General features: G+C 32.4%; 25 protein-coding genes. 9 read left to right on the top strand and 16 right to left on the bottom strand.

The genetic code is table 11. From position 1 onward, the window contains the following. Nucleotides 1-493: 493 nt before the first annotated feature. The 6 genes from ACYQ5R_RS00720 to pyrR all read right to left on the bottom strand — a co-directional run bounded on the left by ACYQ5R_RS00720 (nucleotide 494) and on the right by pyrR (nucleotide 6,308). Entirely contained in the window at nucleotides 494-2,947 is a 2,454-nt protein-coding gene (locus ACYQ5R_RS00720) for a TonB-dependent receptor (RefSeq protein WP_460188983.1), read from the bottom strand. Between the two features lie 117 nt (nucleotides 2,948-3,064). Continuing rightward, nucleotides 3,065-3,529 carry a hypothetical protein gene (locus ACYQ5R_RS00715; protein ID WP_460188982.1) on the bottom strand — a complete coding sequence of 155 codons (465 nt, stop codon included), beginning with the start codon at nucleotides 3,527-3,529 and terminating at the stop codon, nucleotides 3,065-3,067. Nucleotides 3,530-3,567: 38 nt separating this feature from the next. Next, nucleotides 3,568-4,488 carry a ribonuclease Z gene (locus ACYQ5R_RS00710; protein WP_460188981.1) on the bottom strand — a complete coding sequence of 307 codons (921 nt, stop codon included), beginning with the start codon at nucleotides 4,486-4,488 and terminating at the stop codon, nucleotides 3,568-3,570. Nucleotides 4,489-4,497: 9 nt separating this feature from the next. Further along, on the bottom strand, nucleotides 4,498-4,830 hold the full coding sequence (locus ACYQ5R_RS00705; protein WP_460188980.1) for a hypothetical protein: 333 nt from the start codon (nucleotides 4,828-4,830) through the stop codon (nucleotides 4,498-4,500). Between the two features lies 1 nt (nucleotide 4,831). After that, on the bottom strand, nucleotides 4,832-5,761 hold the full coding sequence (locus ACYQ5R_RS00700) for an aspartate carbamoyltransferase catalytic subunit (RefSeq protein ID WP_460188979.1): 930 nt from the start codon (nucleotides 5,759-5,761) through the stop codon (nucleotides 4,832-4,834). A gap of 1 nt (nucleotide 5,762) precedes the next feature. Then, a complete protein-coding gene (gene pyrR, locus ACYQ5R_RS00695; RefSeq protein WP_460188978.1) occupies nucleotides 5,763-6,308 on the bottom strand; it encodes a bifunctional pyr operon transcriptional regulator/uracil phosphoribosyltransferase PyrR in 546 nt (181 codons plus the stop codon). Between the two features lie 179 nt (nucleotides 6,309-6,487). Between pyrR and ACYQ5R_RS00690 the strand changes: the two genes are divergently transcribed. From ACYQ5R_RS00690 to ACYQ5R_RS00670, 5 genes are all read left to right on the top strand, one after another. Next, the gene (locus ACYQ5R_RS00690) at nucleotides 6,488-7,825 is read left to right on the top strand and encodes a tetratricopeptide repeat protein (RefSeq protein WP_460188977.1); all 1,338 of its coding nucleotides are present in this window, start codon (nucleotides 6,488-6,490) and stop codon (nucleotides 7,823-7,825) included. 55 nt (nucleotides 7,826-7,880) lie between these two features. Next, on the top strand, nucleotides 7,881-8,807 hold the full coding sequence (locus ACYQ5R_RS00685) for a polyprenyl-phosphate transporter (RefSeq protein ID WP_460188976.1): 927 nt from the start codon (nucleotides 7,881-7,883) through the stop codon (nucleotides 8,805-8,807). Then, nucleotides 8,800-9,816, top strand: a complete 1,017-nt coding sequence (locus ACYQ5R_RS00680; protein ID WP_460188975.1) for a DUF368 domain-containing protein — start codon at nucleotides 8,800-8,802, stop codon at nucleotides 9,814-9,816. Before ACYQ5R_RS00685 ends, ACYQ5R_RS00680 begins: the two co-directional genes overlap by 8 nt. A gap of 1 nt (nucleotide 9,817) precedes the next feature. Continuing rightward, the gene (locus ACYQ5R_RS00675) at nucleotides 9,818-10,561 is read left to right on the top strand and encodes a shikimate dehydrogenase family protein (RefSeq protein WP_460188974.1); all 744 of its coding nucleotides are present in this window, start codon (nucleotides 9,818-9,820) and stop codon (nucleotides 10,559-10,561) included. Nucleotides 10,562-10,683: 122 nt separating this feature from the next. Then, nucleotides 10,684-12,594 (top strand): DUF349 domain-containing protein, encoded by a 1,911-nt coding sequence (locus tag ACYQ5R_RS00670; RefSeq protein ID WP_460188973.1) that lies wholly within the window; start codon nucleotides 10,684-10,686, stop codon nucleotides 12,592-12,594. A gap of 47 nt (nucleotides 12,595-12,641) precedes the next feature. On the opposite strand, the gene ACYQ5R_RS00665 is transcribed toward ACYQ5R_RS00670, so the two are convergent. From ACYQ5R_RS00665 to rsfS, 7 genes are read right to left on the bottom strand one after another with little or no spacing between them, the layout of a single operon-like run. Then, entirely contained in the window at nucleotides 12,642-13,238 is a 597-nt protein-coding gene (locus ACYQ5R_RS00665; protein ID WP_460188972.1) for a YceI family protein, read from the bottom strand. 5 nt (nucleotides 13,239-13,243) lie between these two features. Continuing rightward, on the bottom strand, nucleotides 13,244-13,507 hold the full coding sequence (locus ACYQ5R_RS00660; protein ID WP_460188971.1) for an acyl-CoA-binding protein: 264 nt from the start codon (nucleotides 13,505-13,507) through the stop codon (nucleotides 13,244-13,246). A gap of 41 nt (nucleotides 13,508-13,548) precedes the next feature. Then, nucleotides 13,549-14,199 carry a phosphatidylserine decarboxylase family protein gene (locus tag ACYQ5R_RS00655; RefSeq protein WP_460188970.1) on the bottom strand — a complete coding sequence of 217 codons (651 nt, stop codon included), beginning with the start codon at nucleotides 14,197-14,199 and terminating at the stop codon, nucleotides 13,549-13,551. A gap of 1 nt (nucleotide 14,200) precedes the next feature. Further along, nucleotides 14,201-15,013, bottom strand: coding sequence for a phosphatidate cytidylyltransferase (locus ACYQ5R_RS00650; protein ID WP_460188969.1), 813 nt, complete (start codon nucleotides 15,011-15,013; stop codon nucleotides 14,201-14,203). A gap of 1 nt (nucleotide 15,014) precedes the next feature. After that, nucleotides 15,015-15,602, bottom strand: a complete 588-nt coding sequence (locus ACYQ5R_RS00645; protein ID WP_460188968.1) for a hypothetical protein — start codon at nucleotides 15,600-15,602, stop codon at nucleotides 15,015-15,017. Nucleotides 15,603-15,640: 38 nt separating this feature from the next. Beyond that, complete coding sequence (ftsH, locus tag ACYQ5R_RS00640) at nucleotides 15,641-17,668, bottom strand: ATP-dependent zinc metalloprotease FtsH (protein ID WP_460188967.1); 2,028 nt, start codon at nucleotides 17,666-17,668, stop codon at nucleotides 15,641-15,643. 33 nt (nucleotides 17,669-17,701) lie between these two features. Beyond that, nucleotides 17,702-18,067, bottom strand: a complete 366-nt coding sequence (gene rsfS, locus ACYQ5R_RS00635) for a ribosome silencing factor (RefSeq protein ID WP_460188966.1) — start codon at nucleotides 18,065-18,067, stop codon at nucleotides 17,702-17,704. Between the two features lie 81 nt (nucleotides 18,068-18,148). Between rsfS and ACYQ5R_RS00630 the strand changes: the two genes are divergently transcribed. Beyond that, the gene (locus ACYQ5R_RS00630) at nucleotides 18,149-18,880 is read left to right on the top strand and encodes a biotin--[acetyl-CoA-carboxylase] ligase (RefSeq protein ID WP_460188965.1); all 732 of its coding nucleotides are present in this window, start codon (nucleotides 18,149-18,151) and stop codon (nucleotides 18,878-18,880) included. A 51-nt stretch (nucleotides 18,881-18,931) separates the two neighbouring features. Here ACYQ5R_RS00630 and ACYQ5R_RS00625 read toward each other — a convergent pair whose 3' ends face one another. Both ACYQ5R_RS00625 and pyrE read right to left on the bottom strand, forming a co-directional pair. Further along, on the bottom strand, nucleotides 18,932-19,318 hold the full coding sequence (locus tag ACYQ5R_RS00625) for an SRPBCC family protein (RefSeq protein WP_460188964.1): 387 nt from the start codon (nucleotides 19,316-19,318) through the stop codon (nucleotides 18,932-18,934). Nucleotides 19,319-19,331: 13 nt separating this feature from the next. Next, nucleotides 19,332-19,973 carry an orotate phosphoribosyltransferase gene (pyrE, locus tag ACYQ5R_RS00620; protein WP_460188963.1) on the bottom strand — a complete coding sequence of 214 codons (642 nt, stop codon included), beginning with the start codon at nucleotides 19,971-19,973 and terminating at the stop codon, nucleotides 19,332-19,334. A gap of 7 nt (nucleotides 19,974-19,980) precedes the next feature. Here pyrE and ACYQ5R_RS00615 point away from each other — a divergent pair, with 7 nt between their 5' ends. Beyond that, complete coding sequence (locus tag ACYQ5R_RS00615) at nucleotides 19,981-20,571, top strand: NUDIX hydrolase (protein ID WP_460188962.1); 591 nt, start codon at nucleotides 19,981-19,983, stop codon at nucleotides 20,569-20,571. Between the two features lie 110 nt (nucleotides 20,572-20,681). Continuing rightward, nucleotides 20,682-22,298: a SulP family inorganic anion transporter gene (locus ACYQ5R_RS00610; protein WP_460188961.1), complete on the top strand. Its 1,617-nt coding sequence runs from the start codon at nucleotides 20,682-20,684 to the stop codon at nucleotides 22,296-22,298. A 147-nt stretch (nucleotides 22,299-22,445) separates the two neighbouring features. Here the strand turns inward: ACYQ5R_RS00610 and ACYQ5R_RS00605 are convergent, their stop codons facing one another. After that, nucleotides 22,446-22,775, bottom strand: coding sequence for a hypothetical protein (locus tag ACYQ5R_RS00605; RefSeq protein WP_460188960.1), 330 nt, complete (start codon nucleotides 22,773-22,775; stop codon nucleotides 22,446-22,448). Nucleotides 22,776-23,171: 396 nt separating this feature from the next. Here ACYQ5R_RS00605 and ACYQ5R_RS00600 point away from each other — a divergent pair, with 396 nt between their 5' ends. Further along, on the top strand, nucleotides 23,172-23,849 hold the full coding sequence (locus tag ACYQ5R_RS00600) for a metal-dependent hydrolase (protein WP_460188959.1): 678 nt from the start codon (nucleotides 23,172-23,174) through the stop codon (nucleotides 23,847-23,849). Nucleotides 23,850-23,928: the final 79 nt, after the last annotated feature.

Raw genomic sequence — 23,928 nt, 5'->3', positions numbered from 1 at the left:
GTTTTTTAATAGCTTAATAAGTTCCCACTTAAAAAAAATATTTATTACTCGTTAAAAATGACAGTTTTCGGATTGCTCATTTATAACACTTCAAAGTTACTTGAAGATTACCATATTGTCAATCCCTAAAAACTGTGAAATTTCATCACCGAAAATGGTGATTTTACTTCTTCTACGAATAAAAAAGTATAAAGAAAAGTCCGTTGATGTAACCCAATCAACGGACTTCGATTTAAAAATAATTTAAAGAACCCCAAACACTTCAAATTATTTTTATCAAAAAAAATAATTAATTCTTGTTTTTAATAAAAAAACAAAGTAAAGATAAGGTTCGATTTTAATCTTCGCAATCCCTGTAACTAGGTGTTTTTATCACTGAAAATGGTTATTTCTTATTGATTACGGATATTTAGAGTTGAAAATTAAGAAAGGTCTCAATGCAAATTTGTATCAAGACCTTTCCGTATCAACTTAAAAAAAACTATTTCTTTTTCTACAGGAATCCTCCGCTTCCTTGCGCTTCGTTGTTATCTCTATTTTTACGTTTACGCGCTTTATTCTTACCACCACCTAATCGGTACATAAATCCAACATATGCTGTTCTACTTTCCCAATTAAATTGCCCAGTAGAAGGGTAAGGGTTTTCTGCGTCAAACTTAAATTTCATGCCTTGAAAAATGTCGTTTACTCTAAAGCTTACCGTTCCTCTACCTGTAAATACGTTATAGCTTGCTCCAAAGTTCATCATCCACATTGGGTCTACGGCAAATTGTATGCTTTGACTACCACCACGATACATTGTAAATAATTGTAAACGTAAATCTTTAGTGACTCTAAAATTGTTGCTAATTCTTGCGTTAAAAGCGTTGTTTGTTACTTCTATCTCTTCCTCATTTGCGATTCCAGATTCTTGCTGCGTATATAAATCAGCACTTGCATTAAGTCTCCACCATGGAAAGAATGCATAGTTAAATGAAGCTTCAAATCCATACCTCTTATTTTTATCGGTGTTTGTAAATGATAGAAGTACTTTATCTTGATCTAATGGATCAACCGAAATTACACGTGTAATATTGTCGAATACATGACGATAGAACGTTCCAAAGGTTATATTTCCTTTTTCTAATTGGCGTGTATAATTAATTTCATATGAATTTGTAAACTGAGGATCTAGCTCAGGATTACCAACAGAAGTTATTCTAGGTGTACTCCATTCTCTAATAGGATTCATTTGTTGCAGAGATGGTCTATCAACTCTTCGGCTAAAACTCGCTTGAAATTGATTTTTTTCACTTGGTGTATATGTTACAAATGCTGATGGATAAATTGAGAAAATTTCATCTGTTACGACTTCTAGCCCATCTCCCTTAATAAAATCTGCTTGAATTTCATATTGCTCAAATCGTGCTCCTAATTGCAAGGATACTTTGTTAAATTTTCGGCTGTATGTTGCATAAGCTGAATAGATATCTCGTTCAAAATCAAAACTCGAATCTGGAATTTGTTGTGTTAAATAATCTCCTGGATTATCTGGATTTGGTATAGGGTTACCGGAATCGTTTAATACAAACTCGTATTGAGTAGTAACCTGATCATTCTCGGCTCTATTACCTCTTATTTCAAATCCTAATTCCAATTTACTTTGATCATTAATTGGATTGGTGTAATCAACATTAATTAAATGATTGTTTCTTCTATTTTCTATGTTGGTTACATAGTTGTTAAACATATCATCTGGATTTAAAAAATCACCATTTTCTGCATCTTCAGGTCCCTTAAATTTTGCAAAAGTACCTTCAAACTCAATATTGTGCCCTTCTTTAGTGAAGTCTAACTTATAGTTTAAGTTATAGGTTCCGCTATAGTTTTTAGAGTAGGCATTATTAAATCCATCTATAAGAGGAGTACCATTTTCTGAAATTTTAGTAGTACCAATATTGTCTCCTTTAAAATCATTTTGAGTTGTATATAAGGACAACGTATTTTTTTCATTTAAATAAATGTCTGCACCAACTTTAATAACATTAGATTGATTATCAGATAAAAAATCAAATTCTTGTAAAGAATTATTATCTATTCTATGTACGTAACCTTCGTTTGCACTTTTGCCATTATTATGACCATAATTTGCAAAGAAATTTACAATCCCGGTTTTGTAGTTCATGTCTAGAGAACCGTTAAAACGAGTATTTTCTCCTTGGGTTACTCCAGTATTTAGCGTAGCATTAAAACCTTGATTCGCACTTTTATGTAATACAATATTAATAATACCACTCATACCTTCTGGATTGTATTTTGCAGAGGGATTTGTGATTAATTCTACTTGTTTAATAGAGGTTGAAGGTATTTGTTGTAGGAGTTGTGCCGCACTTACATTGGTCGGTTTTCCATCTACTAATACACGAACATTTTCGTTGCCTCGTAAGCTAATATCACCAGTTTGAGAATCTACACTTACCGATTGTACATTGTTCAGCATTTCTGCCGCTGTTGTTCCTGAAGCAGTTAAATCTTTTCCAACATTGATAACTTTCCTGTCAATTTTTTGAACTATGATTGAGGTTTCTGCGATAACTTCTATTTCATCTAATTCTGTAGCATCTACCTCTAAGTTAATATTCCCTATATTATGATTGGTGTTATCTTCATTAAATTTTAACTGTTTTGAAACTGTTTTATAGCCTATAAATTGTATTTCAACAATGTTATTTCCTAATGGAATTTTCTTAATTTCAAAGACTCCTTTATCGTCTGTAACTCCTCCTGTTAAGATTTCATTTTTATCATTTTTAACAACAATATTTACATATGGTAAAGTTTCTTGCGTATTAGCATCTAAGACAGTACCAGATACTTTTCCTGTTTTAGCAATTTTGTTAGTAGTTCGTGGTGAAGCTTGTGCAATAACAACTACAAAAAGCATAACAATGCTTAATGGTTTTTTCATGTTTAGTTTTGGTTTTGATTTGCCTATATGACGAGGCTAAAAAAAAACTGTTACCAAACAGAAATTGGTTTAACAGGAGTTTAACAACAATGTTAAATTAATGATAAAGTTAGGGGGTTATTTTTTTGTTTCAGCAAGTGCAATTTTCATCATAGATTCTAATAATTTACATGAATCATTATTTGCCAACGATTCCATAAAATAGTTGAAATAAGAACCTTTTAAGGTGTCTATACTATTCATGATTTTTATATCAATCTTATCGTCTTTAAAGCAAATGTCAATGGCATCCCCATATTCACCATTTTCCATTTTTTCAGCATCTTTTAGAATTTTATTTTGCTCTTGCTCATTAATAGTTTGAAAATATTCAATAAACTTATTTGTAGCAACTTTCCCTCCTTTATCGGCCATAATGTTTATGAATTCCAACATAAAAGGATGTATCGTTTCGAAACCAGTATTTAAACAATCACAAGCATTCTCTAAATATGCATCTATTTTCTTTTTTTCTTTTTTCTTTATTTGAGCTGATGCAATTATTGGCAAAACAAGTAATATAACTAATAGGGTTTTCTTCATTATTGTGATTTTAATCATATAAAATTTCGGTTAAAGTTTTATTTAGAAATGGAAACTTCAAAGATTTTTCCTGGTGCTGCTAATTCTACATTTTTAAAAGTAGTTTTTGCTTCCTCTAAATAGAGTTGGGTGTCTGGGTATCGTGCAGAAAAATGCCCCAAAACAAGTTTTTTAACTTTCGCTAGTTTGGCAATTGTAGCAGCTTGAGCTGCGGTACTGTGATTTGTTTTTTCTGCTAATTCTTTAAAGTCATCTAAAAAGGTTGCTTCGTGATATAGTAAATCTACTCCGTCTATTTGAGATACCATTTCTGGGTTATACATTGTGTCGCTACAAAAGGCATAGCGCAGCGGTGCAGGTGGGTCGAATGTTAATTCTTTATTTAAAATTATTGAACCATCTGACAATTGAAAGTCTTTACCCAGTTTTAAATTATTGTAATCACAAGTTTCTATTTCTGGGTATTTGTTTACTTCTGAAATGTTTAATCCTCGGGGCTTTTCTTTTTCTTCAAATAAAAAGCCATTGGTATATATACGGTGTTTTAATGGTATGGTAGTTACCGTAACTTTTTTATCTTCATAGATCAATTCTGGTTCTTTAGATGACAACTCGTGAAACTCGATGGGATACCCAGCATAAGATTGTGTTAAACGTAATTGAGTTACAATTAATTCTTTTATACCAATAGGTCCATATACATGAATTTTGGCTTCTCTATTTAGTAATCTAAACGTTGAAATTAATCCAATTAAACCGAACACATGGTCACCATGTAAATGCGAAATGAAAATGTGTTTAATTTTAGAAAACTTAATTTTTTGTGTACGCAATTGTACTTGAGTGCCCTCGCCACAATCTATTAAGAACATTCGATTTTGAATTTCTAAAACCTGTGCAGAGTGAGGAGTGTTAATTCTTGGTACGGCGCTATGGCAGCCTAATATGGTAAGTTTCATAATGGTAAATTACAATCCCATTAAATCACGTTCCATAGCATCCATGTCAATAATGTCTTTAGCCTCAACTAAAGTAGGAGCAACCTTTAATTCGTCAGGAACATCATCAATATCAATTCCTTTTGCAATTATTACCAATGAAGTAAAGTTTTCTATTTTCTCTTTTGCCAATGAAAGTAGTAGTTCTAAATCAGCAATTGAAATTTGATCAAATGAAGAGGTATCAACAATAACATGCTGTTCTTTTATGTCAGAACTGTTGTTAATTTCACCTAAAAATGACACTAAGTCTGTACTATCAGGTTGATACAAATGATATTTTTCATGATTCGAAACCTGCATGTTATCTCTTAATTTGTTGCGCTAAAAGATAAATCACTGCCATTCTAATAGCTACCCCATTTTCTACTTGGTTCAAAATGATTGATTGTTTAGAGTCGGCAACATCACTTGTGATTTCTACCCCTCTATTAATAGGGCCTGGGTGCATTATCACAATTTCTTTATCTAGACTATCTAACAGTTTTTTGTTGACTCCAAATAATTGCGAGTATTCTCTTGTAGAAGGAAAGTAGCTTACATCCATACGTTCATTTTGAACTCTTAGCATGTTTGCTACATCACACCATTCAAGCGCTTTTCTTAAATTGGTTTCAACACCAACTCCTAAAGACTCAATGTATTTTGGAATTAAAGTAGTAGGACCACATACCTTTACTTCTGCACCTTGCATTTTTAAGGCAAATATATTAGATAAGGCAACTCTCGAATGAAGAATGTCTCCAACAATCACTACTTTTTTACCTTCCACTTCTCCTAATTTTTCTCGTATGGAATAGGAGTCTAACAATGCTTGTGTTGGGTGTTCGTGAGTACCGTCACCAGCATTTACAATTTTAGAATTTACATGTTGACTTAAGAAAACACCGGCCCCAACATGAGGATGACGCATTACAATAATGTCAACTTTCATAGATAAGATATTGTTTACAGTATCTATTAATGTTTCTCCTTTTTTAACAGACGATTGACCTGCTGAAAAATTGATGATATCTGCAGATAATCTTTTTTCTGCCAATTCAAATGATAACTTAGTACGTGTACTATTTTCAAAAAATAAATTGGCAATGGTGATATCTCTTAAAGAAGGAACCTTTTTAATGGGTCGATTGATTACTTCTTTAAATTGGTCAGCAGTTTGAAAAATTAAATCAATATCCTCTTTTTTAAGGTATTTAATTCCTAATAAATGTTCTACACTTAACTGACTCATATCAATCGTTGTTAGTAATAAGGTAAACTATATCTTCGGTACTATTTTCTTTCCAATCAACCTGCACCTTCTCATTATTAATTGCATCTACCTGTCTGCCAATATAATCTGGTTGGATGGGTAAATGCCTGCTAAAACGTCTATCAATTAAAACCAATAACTCAATAGTGCTAGGCCTACCAAAAGCTTGAATTGCAGATAAAGCAGCTCTTATACTTCTTCCGGAATATAAAACATCATCTATAAACACAACCTTTTTGTTTTCTACAATCACATCTAAACTAGTAGCATTTGCAGCTAAAGGTTCGTTTCTTCTTCTAAAATCATCACGGTAAAAAGTTATATCTAAGTTGCCAGATGCAATAGAAGAAATACTGTAAGCATTTTTTAATACTTCTACTAACCTGTCGGCTAAAAAAACACCTCTAGGTTGTAAACCAACAAGAACGGTATCAGAAAAATCATTGTGATTTTCGATTAATTGACATGCTAATCGATGCAGAATGATGTGAATATCAGTGGAGTTTAATAAAGTTTTTTGACTCATAGATGCTAGCAAAGCGCTGATTGTTCAGCAAAGATAGGGTATTGTTAATTAAATTGTTAAAAACATATAAATTATTTTCTCGTATCAGGGTAAAGTTATACTACTTTTAAGCTGAACGTGAATGTGAGCTTATGCAACGAAACTCCAACCACCAAACATCGCTTTCGAAATTTGAATCAATGCTGAAGACCAACAGTGTTTTCTTTTTCGACTCCACTGAATTTGAATCTATTATCCAACACTACTTAGATGTAGGAAGACAGTCGCTCGCTGAAAAAGCCATTAAATTGGGCTTAGAGCAGCATCCAACGTCCGTCAATCTAAAACTATTGAAAGCAGAGTCATTGATCTATGCAGATAAGCTAGATGAGGCAGATAAGCTCTTAGCTGAATTGCATGCTCTCGAACCTTGCAATGAGGAAGTGTACATTCAAAAAGCAAATATTTTTTCGAAGAAAAATGAGCATCAACAAGCCATAGATACTCTTAAAATTGCATTGGCATATACTAAGAATGATGCAGATGTTTTGGCAATGATTGGTATGGAGTATTTGTATTTGGATAATTTTGATGATGCACGTTTAAATTTTGCTAAATGCCTAAATGTAGATTTCGAAGATTACTCGTCTCTTTACAATGTTATTTATTGTTTTGATATGCAAAATCAGCATAAAGAGGCTATTGAATATCTAGATGACTTTATTGATAAGGATCCATATTCTGAAGTAGCTTGGCATCAATTAGGACGTCAACATTTTATTTTAGAACAATACGAAGAGGCTTTGAGAGCTTTTGACTATGCTGTTGTGATAGATGAGCATTTTGTAGGTGCCCATTTAGAAAAGGCGAAAACACTTGAGCAGTTGAAAAAATATAATGAAGCCATAGAGAATTATTTAATTACGATTGAGTTAGATGACCCTACGGCTTTTGCTTTTTATAGAATAGGTAAGTGCTATGAAAAAATTGAAGATTTTGATTTAGCAGTTCAATATTTTAAAAAGACTGTTAAAGAAGATCCACTATTAGACAAAGGTTGGTTGGCATTAACCAATAGATATATGGAGGCTAAGAATCATCAAAAGGCTTTATATTTTATAAATAAGGCAATAACTATAGATGAATCTAATTCTTTGTATTGGAGGAGATATGCTGAAATTAATTTAAAATTGAACCACTTTGAAGAGGTGATTTCTGCATTTTATAAATGTCTCGATTTTAATGACACTGCATTAGATATATATGTTGGTTTAGCAGATGTGCTCAATTTTATTGGCGAATTTAAAGAGGCGTCTAAAGTCCTTATTAAAGCTAGAAGATCTTATCCTGATCATGCTGAACTCGATTATAGATTAGGTTGTATATACTTTATACTGGGTGAGGCTGAAAAGTCAAACAAGTATCTTTCTAAAGCACTATCTGCTGACTTTGATTATCACGCAATTTTTAAGGAGATTTATCCTACGGTTTTTGAAGACGAAACTGTTCTAACTTTGATTGCTAAATATCAGCATTAATAGTTTAATTCATTCTTGAAAACAGTATTTTTGTAGTACTAACAATATTACGAAAATGAGCAATCGTCGTTTTTTAGACTACTTAATTATATCTTTTAAGGGAATGGCCATGGGAGCCGCAGATGTTGTACCTGGAGTTTCTGGTGGAACAATTGCATTTATTGCAGGAATTTATGAAGAATTACTAGGCAGTATTAATGCAGTAAACTTTTCACTTTTTAAAACATTTAAAGAAAAAGGAATTAAGTCGGTTTGGCAGCAAGTGAATGGAAATTTCTTACTCGCCTTGTTAATTGGTATTGGGTTTAGTGTATTTACCTTAGCAAAACTGGTTTCTTATTTGTTAGAAAATCAACCTATTTTATTGTGGTCTTTCTTTTTTGGATTGGTATTAGCAAGTGTTGTTTATATAGCTAAACAAATTAGTAAATGGCAAATTCTTACTGTAATTGTTCTACTTTTAGGGGCTGCTATTGCTTATTATATAACAACTTTAACTCCGCTGGTAACAGAAAACGCTTCGCCAGTATATTTAATGTTGGCAGGAGCATTGGCAATATGTGCCATGATATTACCAGGTATATCTGGAGCTTTTATTTTGGTGTTACTAGGTGCTTACAAGTTTGTATTAGATGCTGTGCATAATAGAGATATTCAAACTTTAGCTATTGTGGCAGGAGGTGCTGTGATTGGGTTGTTAACTTTTTCAAGAGTTTTAAAGTGGTTGTTTAGTCATTATAGAAATATCACTTTAGCTTTACTAACAGGATTTATTATTGGAAGTCTTAATAAAATATGGCCCTGGAAAGAAACCTTAACATGGCGCACCAATTCAAAAGGTATAGAAGTACCATTAAAAGAGGCGAGTATTTCTCCTTCTACATTTGATGGAGATCCGCAATTAATAATGGCTATTGTTATGGCTATTGTTGGTTTTATTTTGATTCTAGGCTTAGAACAATTCGCAAAAAAATATGAGTAGAGAACGCAGTTTACTAGACAAAATATTCTTGTTCTTTAAGGGCTTAGCTATGGGAGCTGCCAATAAAGTTCCAGGAGTGTCTGGGGGTACAGTTGCGTTTGTTCTTGATTTTTATGAAGAACTTATTTATTCATTTCAAAAGATCAATGCCAAGGCTTTTAAATTATTAATAGTCGGTAGATTTAAGTCTTTTTATCAATATATTAATGCTACATTTCTTATACTAGTAATGGGTGGGAGTATGTTTAGCTATTTTAGTGTATCACTTGTTTTAGATTATCTCATTACACATTATGAGCTATATGTTTGGAGTACTTTTTTCGGAATGATCATTGGCTCAATTTATTATGTAGGTAAAGATTTTAATGATTGGTCTATAAAAAATATAGCATGGGGGATAGCTGGAATTGTGATTGGAGTTGGAATAAGCCTGATGAATCCAGCCACAGAAAATGATAATCTTTGGTTTGTTTTTTTCTGTGGAGTAATTGGAGTAAGTGGTATGACATTACCAGGTCTTTCCGGATCATTTATATTAATTTTATTGGGTAATTATGTACTGTTGTTGGTAGACTCGGTTAATGTTTTGTATAGAACAGTACTCGATATATTTTCTGGTGATTTTAGTTTTATTAAAGATGCGGTTAGAATGAAGTATATAAAAATTATTACAGTTTTCACAGGTGGTTCTGCATTTGGTTTGGTGGCTACTTCACATATTCTAGGATATGTTCTAAAAAGATGGCATCAAATAGTAACCGCTGTAATTATTGGATTTATTACAGGTTCATTGGGTATTGTTTGGCCTTGGAAGATGGAAGTACACAAGCAGAATGAACTAGGAGGAATTTTATTAGATAGTAGAGGTAATCCAGTAATAGAAAATTATAAGCGTTTTTTGCCAGCTTTGGATAGTCTAGAAACATGGATTGCAATTTCATTTGTCTTTTTGGGTATTAGTATTTTGTTGGGTCTAGATGCATATTCAAAAACAACGAAAAAAGTATAGTATGAAAAAAAAATACGGATTGGTAGGAAAGAATATTTCTTACTCTTTTTCAAGAGGATATTTTAGAGATAAATTTAAAAGTGAAAATATAGAGAATGTAGTTTATCAAAATTTTGATTTGCCAGATATTGCCGAGTTCCCTTTTATAACGTATCACAGAGAAGAAGAGTTTGGAGGTTTTAATGTTACCATACCTTATAAACAATCTATCATTCGCTATTTGAGTGAGGTAGATAAGATTGCTGAAGAAATTGGTGCTGTTAATACAATAAAGATTACCGAAGATTATAAACTCATTGGATATAATACCGATTGTTATGGGTTTGAAACATCTTTAAAGCCGTTGTTAAAATCATCACATAAAAAGGCATTAATTTTAGGAACGGGTGGCGCGTCTAAAGCAGTGTCGTATGTATTAAAAACTCTTGGAATTGAACATGTGTTTGTTTCGAGAACACCAAAAAATTCTTCTACTATATCTTATGATTTTTTAGACGAAAAAATAATTCAAGATTATACTGTTATTATCAATTGTTCTCCTGTTGGTACTCATCCTAATATGGATGAATGTCCTGCTATACCATATGAGTTTATCACTAAAGAGCATCTGTTGTACGACTTAATTTACAATCCTGAAGAAACTACCTTTTTAGGCAAAGGTAAAGCCGTTGGTGCAACAATTAAAAATGGTCATGAGATGCTTGAGTTGCAAGCAGAAAAATCTTGGGAAATCTGGAATTCATAAAAGAAATATTAGAAACGCAACTTTTTAGTTAAGTTTGTATCTAAAAAATATAAATCGTATTTGTTAAGGAATTGAATTATTAAAAGACTAATGCGACGTTGGACCTTTAAACATTATAAAAAATGTTAGACGAAAAAAATGAGCATCTTCCAAATAGTGAAGAAGAAACAACCCAAACGCCTACTTCAAATATAGAATCTACTGAAGTAGAAACCCCTGTAGAGCAAAAAACAGAAGAAGAAGTTGTTAATGAAATTGAAGCTGATTTAGCGGAAGCTTCAGAAAAGGATAATGGTGATCATCAAGAAATTGATGTTCTAAAAGACTTGCCAGATTATGGCAGTATGGATTTAGAAGCTTTAGCAAATAGTTTAGAGAAACTACTAAAAGAGCATTCTGTTCAAAAAATTAATTCACATGTTAATGCTATTAAAAGTTCTTTTAATAGTCAGTTTTCAAAAATACTTGCAGAAAAAAAGGCTGCTTTTCTAGCAGAGGGAGGAGAGAGTATAGACTTTAGTTATTCAAATCCAAACAAGGTTAAGTTTAATAAGTTGTACAATGAGTTTAGAGATAAACGTACAAAGTATTTTAAAGAATTAGATACTCAATTAAAGGATAATTTAGATTTAAGAGTTGCTTTAATAGAGCAGCTTAAAGATTTGATTATCAATGCAGATCCTAAAACTATGTATAACAAGTTTAGGGATATTCAAGAGCGCTGGAAGAAAATTGGTCCAGTAGCAAGAGAAAAGTATAACGATACATGGCGTACCTATCATCATCATGTTGAACGTTTTTATGATTTATTGCACATGAGCAATGATTTTAGAGATCTTGACTTTAAACACAATTTAGAAGAAAAACTAAAATTAATTGATAGAGTAGAGGCATTAGCAGATCATAAGGATATTAATTACGCATTTAAACAATTACAAGTATTACATAAAATGTGGAAAGAAGATATTGGTCCTGTTGCTAGAGAACATAGAGAAAGTGTTTGGGGACGATTTAGTAGCGCAACTAAGAAAATTCATGATAGACGCCATGATTATTTTAAAGGGTTACGCTCTAAATACGAAGAGAATATTGTGAAGAAATTGGAGGTAATTACCGAAATAAATAATTATGATGCTTCCAGTAATCGAAATCATAATGATTGGCAAAAAAGTATTAAAGAAATAGAAGGCTTGCGTGAGAAATTCTTTAAAGTAGGGCAGGTGCCAAAATCTGAGACTGAGAAAATATGGCAGCAGTTTAAAGAAGCTACTCGCAAGTTTAATAAAGAGAAAAATGCTTTTTACAAAAATGTAAAAAGTGAACAACAAGAAAATCTGAATAAAAAGATGAAGCTAATTGAGTTAGCAGAGTCATATAAAGATAGTGAAGATTGGGAAGAGGTCACAGAGGTAATGAAAAAAATTCAATCTGATTGGAAACGTATTGGTCATGTACCAAGAAAATATTCAGACAAAATCTGGAAACGTTTTAAGGATGCTTGTAACCATTATTTCGATAGATTCCACCAATATAAAAATCAGGGTTCTTCTGAGAATCAAGTGGCTTTCACGAAAAAGAAAGATTTTATAGAGAATCTAAAAGCTCAATCGGAATCTAAGACGTTTACATTAGATGAGATTAAAGAGCTCTCAGAACAATGGGGTTCGCTTGGAGTTGTTTCTCACAGTGCAAGACATATTGAAGGTAAGTTTACCAAGTTAATAGATAAGTTGTATAGCTCTCTAGATTTAGATAAGGCCGAGAGAGAAATGATTAAATTTAAAGTTATGGTAGAAGGGTATCTCGCCCAGAAAAACTACCGTAAATTAGATGGAGAACAACTTTTTATTAGAAAAAAGGTGGATGAAACTGTAAGAGAAATACAACAGTTAGAGAATAATATGAGTTTCTTTTCTAATACAGATAGTAATAATCCATTGCTCAAAAATGTAATGCAAAGCATTGAAGAACATAGGCAATCACTTGATATTTATAAACAGAAATTGTCTTACATAAGTCATTTGGAATATTAAAAAAAGGAGCGCATCGCGCTCCTTTTTTTATTTACTTCTGTTTTGTATTAATTCATTTCGACAGTATACGAGATTTGAATCGCAACGTCATTCCAAGTTTTACTAACTCCATCTGAGCCTTTGTGCAATTCAAAGCATGCTTTATTAATACTTTCTATGGCTCCTAAGGCATTCCAGTCTTCTAAGTTCATAATTCCTTTTAAACTAACTTCGGTATCTGTAATGCTCATTTTAAGAGGTAAATCAGCAGTAGCATTGTTCATCTTTATTGTTGCTACAGCATTGTTCGTATCAGTAACTTTAATAGTACCACTTAAAAGTGATGTGGTTTCCATTACTCCAAAAAAGAATTGTTTTAATTTATTATCGCGATCTTCTAAATTTGTGAATACGCTAGAAACAGGAATTGAAAATTCTGTACCATCTACAATTTCTTGAATGTTCGCACCATCTAAATTACTAGTGTTAATTTCTTTAAAAGTTCCGGAAACACCTACCTTGTCTGTTGTTTTATATGCTGTCCATTTTAAATCAATATTGGTGAGTGTTGCTTGCTTTTTTTCTGGATTTTTAACTTCTTTTTTGCATGATTGAAATCCAATCATCACACTTAAAAGTAAACAAAACGCAAATGTTTTTTTCATGATATTTATTTTAGATATGTTTTTACAAGTTTAATATAACCCTCTTTAGCTTCATCTTGAGTCAGGTGTTTTAATTGAAACCATGCGTGCAATTTAAAAGAACTTCGTAAAGCCTCCTCATTGCTTTCAGATCTTTTATAATCTGTGCCTAAAGTTGCTTGTTTATAGTATGCATAAAATTGCAACATTACATCAGGAGGTAACTTTTTATTAGTTTCTGATGCAAACGTATATGCCTCTTCAAAACGCGTATGTAAATCCTTTTTCATGGATTAGGTTGCAATAAATTTATCCAAAGTTAATAAAGATATTATAGAGTAGCAATAACTTGTTCTCCACCACGAACGGTTTGGTTAAGTACTACATTTATATCAGCATTTAATGGTAAGAAGACATCTACTCTTGATCCAAATTTAATAAATCCAGCATCACTGCCTTGAGAAATAGGAGCTCCTTCTTTTGCATAATTTACAATTCGCTTGGCAAGTGCGCCTGCAATTTGTCTATATAAAATTTTACCTACAGTTTTATTTTCAACTACAACAGTTGTACGTTCATTTTCCGTGGAAGCTTTCGGGTGCCAAGCAACTAAATATTTACCCGGATGATATTTGCTAAAAGCAACTGTTCCTGTAATTGGATATCTTGTGACATGCACATTAATAGGAGACATAAAAATAGAAATCTGTATTCTTTTATCTTTAAAATACTCCGTTTCTTCTACCTCTTCAATTACAACTACTTTACCATCTACAGGTGCAATAATATGATTGTCATTTAAAACTGTTTTACGTTTTGGGTTTCTAAAAAACTGAAGAATAAGTATATATAAAATAATCGTAGTTGCAGATAATAACATGTGCAACCAATATTGTGTTATAAAATTATCGATAGATAAAACCGCAGCTACCAAAATAATGGATGCAATTAAAATAATTTTATAGCCTTCTTTATGAAACATATTAAGTTAATTGTAAATAAATAAAAATAAAAGGTGCAGCAAAGATAACACTATCAAACCTATCTAAAAAACCACCGTGACCGGGTATCATATTACTACTATCTTTTAATCCGGCTTGTCTCTTAAACATAGATTCAATCAAATCTCCCATAACTCCAAAAATACTAACCAATCCTGCAATTACAATCCACTGGGTTAAAGAAAGATCAGCAAAATATATGGATAATAAATAAGACATTATAAAGCATGATATCATTCCTCCAAAAAAACCTTCTATCGTTTTATTGGGTGAAATTGATTCAAGTAATTTATGTTTACCAAAATTTTTACCAATTACATAAGCAAAAGTATCATTGCTCCATATTAATATAAAAACTCCTAATATGGCATAACTTGCATAATTAAAGTCATTGTCTAAGAAGGGTATTTGAGCAATCAGTACAAATGGCACAATGACATATATGACCGATAAAAATATCTTTCCTAAGTGACTTACTACTTCTTCTTTTTTAGCAATTAAGATCCAAGCAAAAGAGCAGAAAATAGTTAAAAAAAGAACCACACCAGCATATTGAAATATTGCTTTAGATGGGACATCTTCTACATTTAAAATATTTCCAAAAATATAACCTAGAACAGCAATAATATAAGGGAAAACACTTTTTAGGTTTATCATTCGCATAAACTCAAAAAGGCAGAATAGCATTATGATAAAAAATAAACTTAAAAAAGTGATTTTGCTAAATAATATAGAAAAAACCAGCACACTCACGTATACTATTCCAGATGAAATACGAGAAAGAAAGTCACTCATTTTACAGGTTCTCTAACAAGAGCAAATATAAGTTTTTTGAATTGTTTGTTCCGTAGTTTAAGAAATTATCTTCTTCTTCCACATTCTTATATTTTTGAACTGCACTAATGTTAGTTGGAATATTACCTTTATAATTAAGATTAATTGCCGTAAGGCTATCTCCTCTTGATTTAACCATCTGACTTGTAGTTGCAATCACAATAAAATTATTATTCATGTGACACAATTTGGCATCTCCTAATTGGTTTGAAGAGAATAGAATACTTCCATCTTCTGCAATTAAAGATTCACAAGTAGTAACAAAAGGAACAGATGCATTACAACCAGGTGTTAATTGAGCTTCAACGGTAGAAAGAAATCGCAAAGTAGTTTTAGATTTATAGCTTAATTTGTCCCAATCATTCTCTTCAATAATGTTGGCAATATTTTGGGCAACATCAACTTCACTTGTACAATAAAGAAATTTACCACCTTTTTTAATAAAGTGGTGCACAAATAAATCGTCTAATTCTAAAACTACGGGAACTTCAATTGGTTCTTTAGGTGCTTCATTTTCAGAGCTTCTGAAAATTTTTTTCAAAAGGTTCATAAACAGTCAGGGTGATTTACTTCAACAACACTCTAAAGCTATTCATTATTCTCTGATTTTTCAACCTTATCATCCATTTTTTCAGAAGAATCTTCAACAGAGTTTTCAACAGTTTTAACTTCTTTATTGTCGGTAGTTTCTTCTTCTTTTTCAAATGGACGTTTACCAAAAATAGTTTCTAAATTAGCTTTGAAAATAACTTCCTTTTCTAAAAGTACTTCTGCTAATTCAATTAACTTGTCTTTATGCTTATTAAGTAAGCTTATTGCTCTGTTATATTGTTCTTCTATTATTTTAGAAATTTCTTCATCAATAGTTTTTGCAGTTGCTTCAGAATACGGTTTTGTAAATCCATAGTCTGACTGACCAGAAGAATCATAATAGGTTATATTACCCACTTTGTCATTCAATCCATATACAGAAACCATAGCACGTGCCTGACGCGTCACTTTTTCTAAATCACTTAAAGCTCCCGTTGAAATTTTATTGAATATGATTTTCTCAGCAGCTCGTCCTGCAAGTGTTGCACACATTTCGTCTAACATTTGCTCTGTACGCACAATCATGCGTTCTTCAGGAAGATACCAAGCAGCTCCTAAAGATTGACCTCTTGGTACTATTGTGACCTTTACCAAAGGAGCTGCATGTTCTAAAAACCAACTTGCGGTAGCATGACCAGCCTCGTGATACGCAATCGTTTTTTTCTCCCCTGGAGTAATGATTTTATTTTTCTTTTCTAAACCTCCAACAATTCGATCAACAGCATCTAAGAAATCTTGATGATGTACTTTTTTCTTACTTTTTCTCGCAGCAATTAAAGCAGATTCATTACACATGTTCGCAATATCAGCACCAGAGAACCCTGGAGTTTGCTGAGCTAAGAAATCTAAATCTACATCCTTAGCCAATTTTAAAGGCTTAATATGAACTTTAAAAATTTCTTTTCGCTCATTTAAATCTGGTAAATCAACATAAATCTGACGATCAAACCTACCAGCTCGCATTAAGGCTTTGTCTAAAACATCTGCACGGTTTGTAGCGGCCAATACAATTACGTTGGTATCTGTACCAAAACCATCCATTTCTGTCAATAACTGATTTAAGGTATTTTCACGTTCATCGTTACCTCCTGTCATGCTATTCTTACCCCTAGCTCTACCAATGGCGTCAATCTCATCAATAAAAATAATAGATGGTGATTTTTGCTGTGCTTGCTTGAATAGATCGCGAACACGCGAAGCTCCAACCCCAACAAACATCTCAACAAAATCCGAGCCAGATAAAGAGAAGAAAGGAACTCCTGCCTCTCCAGCAACAGCTTTTGCCAGTAATGTTTTACCTGTACCTGGAGGGCCTACTAATAATGCTCCTTTTGGTATTTTACCTCCTAATGAAGTGTATTTTTCTGGGCTTTTTAAAAAGTCTACTATTTCTTGTACCTCTTCTTTTGCACCTTCTAAACCTGCAACATCTTTAAAAGTCGTTTTTACTTTTTGATCTTTATCAAATAGTTTAGCTTTAGATTTACCAATACTAAATATTTGACCAGCACCTCCGCTGCCTCCACCAGCGCCACTCATTCTGCGCATGAAGAATATCCAAAGACCTATTAACAATATAAAAGGTAACCATCCGATTAGCTCCCCAAAGATGTTAGTCTCTTTTTTATTCTTTTTTACAAAATCTAAAGAAAGATCTTTTTGTTGTGTTTTTAAGTAATTTTCAAAGTTTTGTAAATCACCAAAGTCATAGGTGTAGTGCGGAGCAGTGGCATCTTTAAAAAGTGAAGGTTTGCTAACGCCTTTATACTTTTCTTTGGTCAGTGCATCAGCTTTTAGAGTTATGTATGCAAGGTCCTTATTGATGATGTCAATTTTGGCAATATCATTATCGTTAAGTATTTCTTCGAATTTGTTTTCAGACAATTCATTAGAAATAGTGCTTACTCCACGCATCATTTGAAACCCAATTATTACGGCTATAATTAAGCCATAAATCCAGTAAGAGCTAAATTTTGGTAATTTATTCTGTTCTTTGTTGTCTTTTCTATCAGTATTGTTACTCATCTAAAAAAATTAAGCGGATAAATAGTCGGTTTTTTAGGCTGTGATTACAGTAATTTCAGCATCACCCCATAAACTTTCAATGTCATAATATTCACGAGTGCTTTTCTGGAAAATGTGTACAACTACATTTACAAAATCCATTAAAACCCATTCAGCATTGGTTTCGCCTTCTACATGCCAAGGCTTATCTTGCAATTCTTTGCTTACCATTTTTTGAACAGATCCTGAAATAGCGTTGACTTGTGTATTGGAGTTACCCGTACAAATAATGAAGTAGTCTGTAACGGTATTGTCAATATGACGTAAATCAAACAACTGTATATCTTCTCCTTTTACCTCTTCAATCCCTTTTATTACGACAGTTATTAATTCGTCAGTACTCGCTTTTTTCTTGGTCATTAAAAATTATTTAGTTTTGTTACAAAGTTATGTTTTTTCTAGTGACAATGACTTAAAAAAACAGAGTAATATAATCTTTTTATGAAGATAATCAAAGTTGATGCCATCGGGTCTACAAATAGCTTTTTAAAAGCTCAGATTAAAGAATCGCCACTTGATAATTTTACTGTTGTTGTAACTGATAACCAAACAAAAGGAAAAGGTCAACAAGGGGCGTCTTGGGAATCTGAGGCAGGTAAGAACCTAACGTTTAGTGTTTTTGTAGATGATTTGGATTTAGCTATTCAGAACCAATTTGTGTTGAGTATGACGGTCGCTTTAGCTTTAAAAAAGAGTCTTGTTAATTTTTTGCCAAATAAAATAGCTGTCAAATGGCCTAACGACATATTGGCAGACCAGCAAAAAATTGCTGGAGTTTTAATTGAAAATACTGTCAGAAAAGGTAAAATTGAAAATGCGATTATAGGTATTGGTTTGAATGTGAACCAAGAAGTATTTATATTAAATCCTAAAGCTACTTCAATGAAATTGTTAACAAATGGAAACTTTAATCTGGCGGAAGTATTGAATGATTTTCTTAAAGTTTTAAGATATGAACTCGAAAGTTTAAAATTGACTTCATTCGATCTGATTGAAGAAAATTATCTTAGAAACTTATATAATTTCGAAAAACCCGCCATGTTTAAATTGACTAACGGTCCATTGTTTATGGCTAGAATTTCAGGTATTGATGAGTTAGGAAGGTTGCAATTAGAATTAGAAGATGAAAGTAAAAAGTCTTTTGATTTAAAAGAGATAAAACAAATTTTATAAAAAAAATCCTCAACATTTTGTTGAGGATTTGAATTCTAATTACTTAATATTTTATTTCGCTAAATTTTCAGCTAAAGTATCAATAAACTTTTGTAGTGGTTTTTTTATCATCATGGCCATCATTGGGTTAAAATCTCCAGCAAATTTCAGCTGAACTTCAGTTGTATTATCACTAATAGTATTTAAAAATGTTGTAAGTGTAAATGCTAACTTACTACTTGCAGCACCTAAAACAATACTATCAAATTCATTTTTTTCTTTTAAAACCAATCTGATTTCTGGCATGCCTTTTAAAGCAAATAAAAAGGAATCGCCATCTACCTCAAACTTTTCTTTGCTTTCGGGCATTAGCTGCTCAAAATTGTTTAAATCTGTCAAGAAATTAAATAATTCTTTTTGCGACTTTTCTATCGTTACTTTTGGACTTTCTAAATTCATATCTAATAGGGGGTTATTGATTCCAAGTACTAGGAGAATTTCTCCAAGCTTGCAAAGTTTCTAAATCATTTTCAGAAATGTAATTGGTTTCGTTGGCTTGTTCTAACAATGCATCGTAATTGCTCAATGTTGTCAGTTCAACATTAGCATCTTCAAAATTAGAATCTGCTATATCAAATCCATAAGAGAAAATTGCAATCATTCCCTTTACAGAAGCATTTACAGCTTTTAACGCTTTAACAGCATTTAAGCTACTTTTTCCTGTACTGATTAAATCTTCAATTACTACTACATTAGCGTCACTTTCTAATGCGCCTTCAATTTGATTTTGGCGACCATGTTTTTTAGGCTCTGGTCTTACATAAATAAATGGAACACCTAATTCTTCAGCAACTATAACTCCAATAGCAATAGCTCCTGTAGCAACACCTGCAATTACATCTGGTTTTCCATATTTCTCAATAACTAAATTTGCCAACTCTTGACGTAAGTAAGTTCTTATTTGAGGAAAAGACAGGGTAGTTCTATTATCGCAATAAATAGGCGATTTCCATCCTGAAGCCCAGGTAAATGGTTGATTTGGTTGAAGTTTGATTGCTTTTATTTGTAGTAGTAGTTCTGCTGTTTTTTTTGCAGTATCTTTGTTCTTTATCATGCCGCAAATGTACACAATTTTTGACAATGAAATTCCGATTTATCTTATCAATAATTTGGATTTTGAGAACCAATCCCACTTTTATTTTAAAGACGAAATTACCATTGAAAAAGTATTAGATCTTGCTCGTTCAGCTGATGCTAACGCCATTTATGTGTATCATGAAGATTTAAAGCATTTGATGCGAGAATTTAAGTGGTATTTCAAGATTGAAAAAGCGGCAGGAGGATTGGTGAAGAATGAAGAAGGTGATTTACTTTTTATTTTTAGAAATGGAAAATGGGATTTGCCAAAAGGTAAAATCGATAAAGGAGAAAAGAAAAAAGAGGCTGCCATTAGAGAAGTGGAGGAAGAATGTGGTATTTCGGGATTAGAGATCACGAAAAAACTACAAAAGACATTTCATATTTTTCAAAGAAAGGGGCGCGAAACCTTGAAGGTTACCTATTGGTATGATATGCAAACCAGTTACAAAGGAGAATTAACGCCTCAACTAGAAGAAGGAATAACAGAAGTTGTTTTTAAGGACAGAGATGCTTTTAGTGAAGTTGAAAGTAATACCTATGGCAACATAAAATTACTTTTATCTCAATTTTAGCCTATTCAAATTTCAGTATTGGTAATAGTTTGAGTTGCATTAATTTGTTACTTCAATTCCTCTTTTAATTTTTTATAAAAACCTTACTTTTGCAGCTCAATTTTTGAGACATGGAAAAATTTATACGCAAACGCGTTAAAAATGCTCGCAACGACATTTTTTCTGGATTAACTGTGGCTTTGGCATTAGTGCCAGAAGCTGTAGCTTTTGCCTTTGTGGCAGGAGTAGATCCGTTAGTTGGATTGTATGCGGCATTTATGATTGGATTAATCACTTCTATTTTTGGCGGTAGACCTGGTATGATATCCGGTGCTACAGGTGCTTTAGCTGTAGTTATGGTGCATTTGGTTGCAGAAGGAAATGCAATGGGAGCAGAAGGAGAAAACCTTGGCTTGTACTATTTGTTTGCAACTGTTATTTTAATGGGTATCATTCAAATGCTCGCTGGAGTTTTTAAACTTGGAAAGTTTGTAAGATTAATTCCACATCCAGTTATGATGGGATTTGTAAATGGACTTGCAATTGTGATTTTCTTGGCTCAATTAAAGATGTTTCCAGAAACAGGTAGTACAAATTTCTGGTTGATGTTGGCCTTGGTAGGATTAACAATGTTAATAATGTGGGGGCTGCCAAAAATAAAAGGACTTTCAAAATTACCTGAAGCATTAATCGCTATTCTTGTAGTTTCGGCAATTGTAATATTTGGTGGATTAGATGTTTCTACAGTCGGATCTTTTATTAGAGATGGTGGTGGAGAAGGCTTAAAAGGTGGTTTACCAATGTTGCAGTTAGAAACATTTTCTAAAGTACCATTTAATCTAGAGACCTTTTATTTTATCGGTCCATACGCCTTAATTCTAGCTGCTATTGGTTTAATTGAATCATTGATGACGTTAAATCTTATAGATGAGTTAACTGAAACTCGTGGTGATGGAAATAGAGAATGTATGGCACAAGGAGGTGCAAATATTATTACTGGTTTGTTCGGTGGAATGGGTGGTTGCGCCATGATTGGGCAATCAATTATTAATATTAAAGGTGGCGGTAGAACAAGATTATCGGGTATTGTAGCAGCTGTTACCTTATTGATGTTTATTGTTTTTGCATCTGCTCCAATTGAGCAAATCCCTATTGCAGCACTTGTAGGTGTTATGTTTATGGTGGTAATTGGCACGTTTGCATGGTCTAGTTTTAGAATTATGAATAAGATTCCTAAAACTGATTTATTTGTATTGATATTGGTATCATCGTTAACTGTGATATTTGACTTGGCTATAGCTGTTATTTCTGGTGTAATTGTTAGTGCTTTGGTATTTTCTTGGGAAAACGCAAAACGAATTAGAGCGCGTAAACGCCTAAAAGACGATGGCACAAAAGTTTATGAAATTTGGGGACCTTTATTCTTTGGGTCGATATCTGCATTTAACGAAAAATTTGATGCAAAAAATGACCCTGAAAAAGTAGAGATTGATTTTGTAGAATCACGAGTGAGCGATCATTCTGCTTTAGAGGCCATATTTAATTTAGTGAATAAGTATGAAGCTGAAGGAAAATCAATTCGACTAAAGCATTTAAGTGAAGAATGTAAAGCTTTGTTGATTAAGTCAAGCCCAAAGTTTAATGAAGTTATTGTAGAAGATGTTGATGATCCCAGATATCACTTAGCTGCAGATCCAGAGAAGTTTACAAAAGGGCTTGGAGAATACGACGTTTTAGGAGATAAATAATAATAATAATAATATAAAAAAGAGTGCTTAGGCGCTCTTTTTTATTTCCCATAAAGTCTATGATAAATAAAATACCTTATAGCGCCAATTATCTAGAATACTGCAAGTATCCAAAATAAATGTTGATGCCTTGCAGCGTTAGAAGAACTATTGATAAAATCCAACTGAATCATCTTTTCGAGGTGCGCAAATAATTGTTTTGCCAAATTTTAGATCAAAGAATTTTCCATTTATTATCGTAAATGCGCCTTTGTTTGGTGTTTGGAAAGCCACCCAATCAACATTACTTTCTGTACCAATGTTTAAGCTGCTTTGTGCTATATAATTTGGATGATTTCTTGATGTTGCTATTACGTGCTCATTGTTGTTGAAATCTATTGTAACGATTGAAAAATAGTTTAATTCATAAATGGTAGAGTCAGAATTAAATAGATGATTCATTTCAACATTTTTATATTCGGTTGCAGCGTGCCCCATAATTTGTTTATCCTCTAGTTTTAATTTAATTGGAAAATTTCCCCTTCCGGCAGTTTTATAATTAATTACGGGGAATGGGCTTGATATAAAAGGAACATCTCAGGTTTTTAAAATATCTATATATGCCAATTCTTAATGGAACATGTCTAGATTCCAATAGGTGCTGTCATTTGATTTTTTAACAAGCACTGCTGCGTCTTCTTTGGTCCAATTTGAATCTTTTGTTTTTATGTCAGTTGAGCAAGAGGTTGTGCAAATTATTTAATTTAGTATGAGAGTCAATTGTGTTTTCATATTAGGGTTTTTTGAATAGACTTAGTAATTAAAATTTTGGTTGCCTCAGTACTCAGGTATATTTTTTATTAAATTGCAGCAAACCCAAATGCAATTATAGTTATGAGAATTACTTTTTTAGGTCATGCAAGCTTACAGATAGAAGTTGGAGGTAAAATACTGGTTGTAGATCCGTTTATTTCAGCTAATGAAATGGCTTCAAATATTGATATAAATTCACTTAAAGCAGATTATATATTAATTACACATGCGCATCAAGATCATATTTTAGATGTTGAAATAATCGCAGAAAATACAGGAGCTGTAATAGTTTCAAACTATGAGATTGTTACCCACTATGGTAGTAAGGGATTTGAAGGACATCCTATGAATCATGGAGGTAGTTGGAATTTTGATTTTGGACGTTTGACATATACCAATGCTATTCATACAAGTTCTTTCCCTGACGGATCCTATGGAGGTCAACCAGGAGGATTTATAATTGAATCTAAAGAAGGAAATTTGTATATCGCTGGCGATACTGCCCTTACCATGGATATGAAACTAATACCTATGCAATGTAAGTTAGATATGGCGGTGTTGCCAATAGGAGATAACTTTACTATGGGTTATGAAAGTGCCGCTATAGCAGCAGAATTTATTGAATGTGATACTATTTTAGGGTATCATTATGATACATTTGGATATATAAAAATTGATCATGATAGGGCAAAATCTGCTTTTAAAGCAAAAGGTAAACATTTACATTTGATTCCTGTAGGAAATCATGTCTCCATTTAAGAACCGAAGCAATAAAATTTAATGATATGACATCTTTAATTTCTGAGTAAGTAGATCATTTGGCACTATTAATTACACC

This window comes from Urechidicola sp. KH5, from assembly GCF_054661455.1.
This window is presented reverse-complemented; position numbering and strand designations above follow the sequence as displayed.

Bases quoted from the DNA above. Each gene is read 5' to 3' on its own strand.
- ACYQ5R_RS00720 (WP_460188983.1), bottom strand. From the start codon at position 2,947: ATGAAAAAACCATTAAGCATTGTTATGCTTTTTGTAGTTGTTATTGCA.
- ACYQ5R_RS00715 (WP_460188982.1), bottom strand. From the start codon at position 3,529: ATGAAGAAAACCCTATTAGTTATATTACTTGTTTTGCCAATAATTGCA.
- ACYQ5R_RS00710 (WP_460188981.1), bottom strand. From the start codon at position 4,488: ATGAAACTTACCATATTAGGCTGCCATAGCGCCGTACCAAGAATTAAC.
- ACYQ5R_RS00705 (WP_460188980.1), bottom strand. From the start codon at position 4,830: ATGCAGGTTTCGAATCATGAAAAATATCATTTGTATCAACCTGATAGT.
- ACYQ5R_RS00700 (WP_460188979.1), bottom strand. From the start codon at position 5,761: ATGAGTCAGTTAAGTGTAGAACATTTATTAGGAATTAAATACCTTAAA.
- pyrR (WP_460188978.1), bottom strand. From the start codon at position 6,308: ATGAGTCAAAAAACTTTATTAAACTCCACTGATATTCACATCATTCTG.
- ACYQ5R_RS00690 (WP_460188977.1), top strand. From the start codon at position 6,488: ATGCTGAAGACCAACAGTGTTTTCTTTTTCGACTCCACTGAATTTGAA.
- ACYQ5R_RS00685 (WP_460188976.1), top strand. From the start codon at position 7,881: ATGAGCAATCGTCGTTTTTTAGACTACTTAATTATATCTTTTAAGGGA.
- ACYQ5R_RS00680 (WP_460188975.1), top strand. From the start codon at position 8,800: ATGAGTAGAGAACGCAGTTTACTAGACAAAATATTCTTGTTCTTTAAG.
- ACYQ5R_RS00675 (WP_460188974.1), top strand. From the start codon at position 9,818: ATGAAAAAAAAATACGGATTGGTAGGAAAGAATATTTCTTACTCTTTT.
- ACYQ5R_RS00670 (WP_460188973.1), top strand. From the start codon at position 10,684: ATGTTAGACGAAAAAAATGAGCATCTTCCAAATAGTGAAGAAGAAACA.
- ACYQ5R_RS00665 (WP_460188972.1), bottom strand. From the start codon at position 13,238: ATGAAAAAAACATTTGCGTTTTGTTTACTTTTAAGTGTGATGATTGGA.
- ACYQ5R_RS00660 (WP_460188971.1), bottom strand. From the start codon at position 13,507: ATGAAAAAGGATTTACATACGCGTTTTGAAGAGGCATATACGTTTGCA.
- ACYQ5R_RS00655 (WP_460188970.1), bottom strand. From the start codon at position 14,199: ATGTTTCATAAAGAAGGCTATAAAATTATTTTAATTGCATCCATTATT.
- ACYQ5R_RS00650 (WP_460188969.1), bottom strand. From the start codon at position 15,013: ATGAGTGACTTTCTTTCTCGTATTTCATCTGGAATAGTATACGTGAGT.
- ACYQ5R_RS00645 (WP_460188968.1), bottom strand. From the start codon at position 15,602: ATGAACCTTTTGAAAAAAATTTTCAGAAGCTCTGAAAATGAAGCACCT.
- ftsH (WP_460188967.1), bottom strand. From the start codon at position 17,668: ATGAGTAACAATACTGATAGAAAAGACAACAAAGAACAGAATAAATTA.
- rsfS (WP_460188966.1), bottom strand. From the start codon at position 18,067: ATGACCAAGAAAAAAGCGAGTACTGACGAATTAATAACTGTCGTAATA.
- ACYQ5R_RS00630 (WP_460188965.1), top strand. From the start codon at position 18,149: ATGAAGATAATCAAAGTTGATGCCATCGGGTCTACAAATAGCTTTTTA.
- ACYQ5R_RS00625 (WP_460188964.1), bottom strand. From the start codon at position 19,318: ATGAATTTAGAAAGTCCAAAAGTAACGATAGAAAAGTCGCAAAAAGAA.
- pyrE (WP_460188963.1), bottom strand. From the start codon at position 19,973: ATGATAAAGAACAAAGATACTGCAAAAAAAACAGCAGAACTACTACTA.
- ACYQ5R_RS00615 (WP_460188962.1), top strand. From the start codon at position 19,981: ATGTACACAATTTTTGACAATGAAATTCCGATTTATCTTATCAATAAT.
- ACYQ5R_RS00610 (WP_460188961.1), top strand. From the start codon at position 20,682: ATGGAAAAATTTATACGCAAACGCGTTAAAAATGCTCGCAACGACATT.
- ACYQ5R_RS00605 (WP_460188960.1), bottom strand. From the start codon at position 22,775: ATGGGGCACGCTGCAACCGAATATAAAAATGTTGAAATGAATCATCTA.
- ACYQ5R_RS00600 (WP_460188959.1), top strand. From the start codon at position 23,172: ATGAGAATTACTTTTTTAGGTCATGCAAGCTTACAGATAGAAGTTGGA.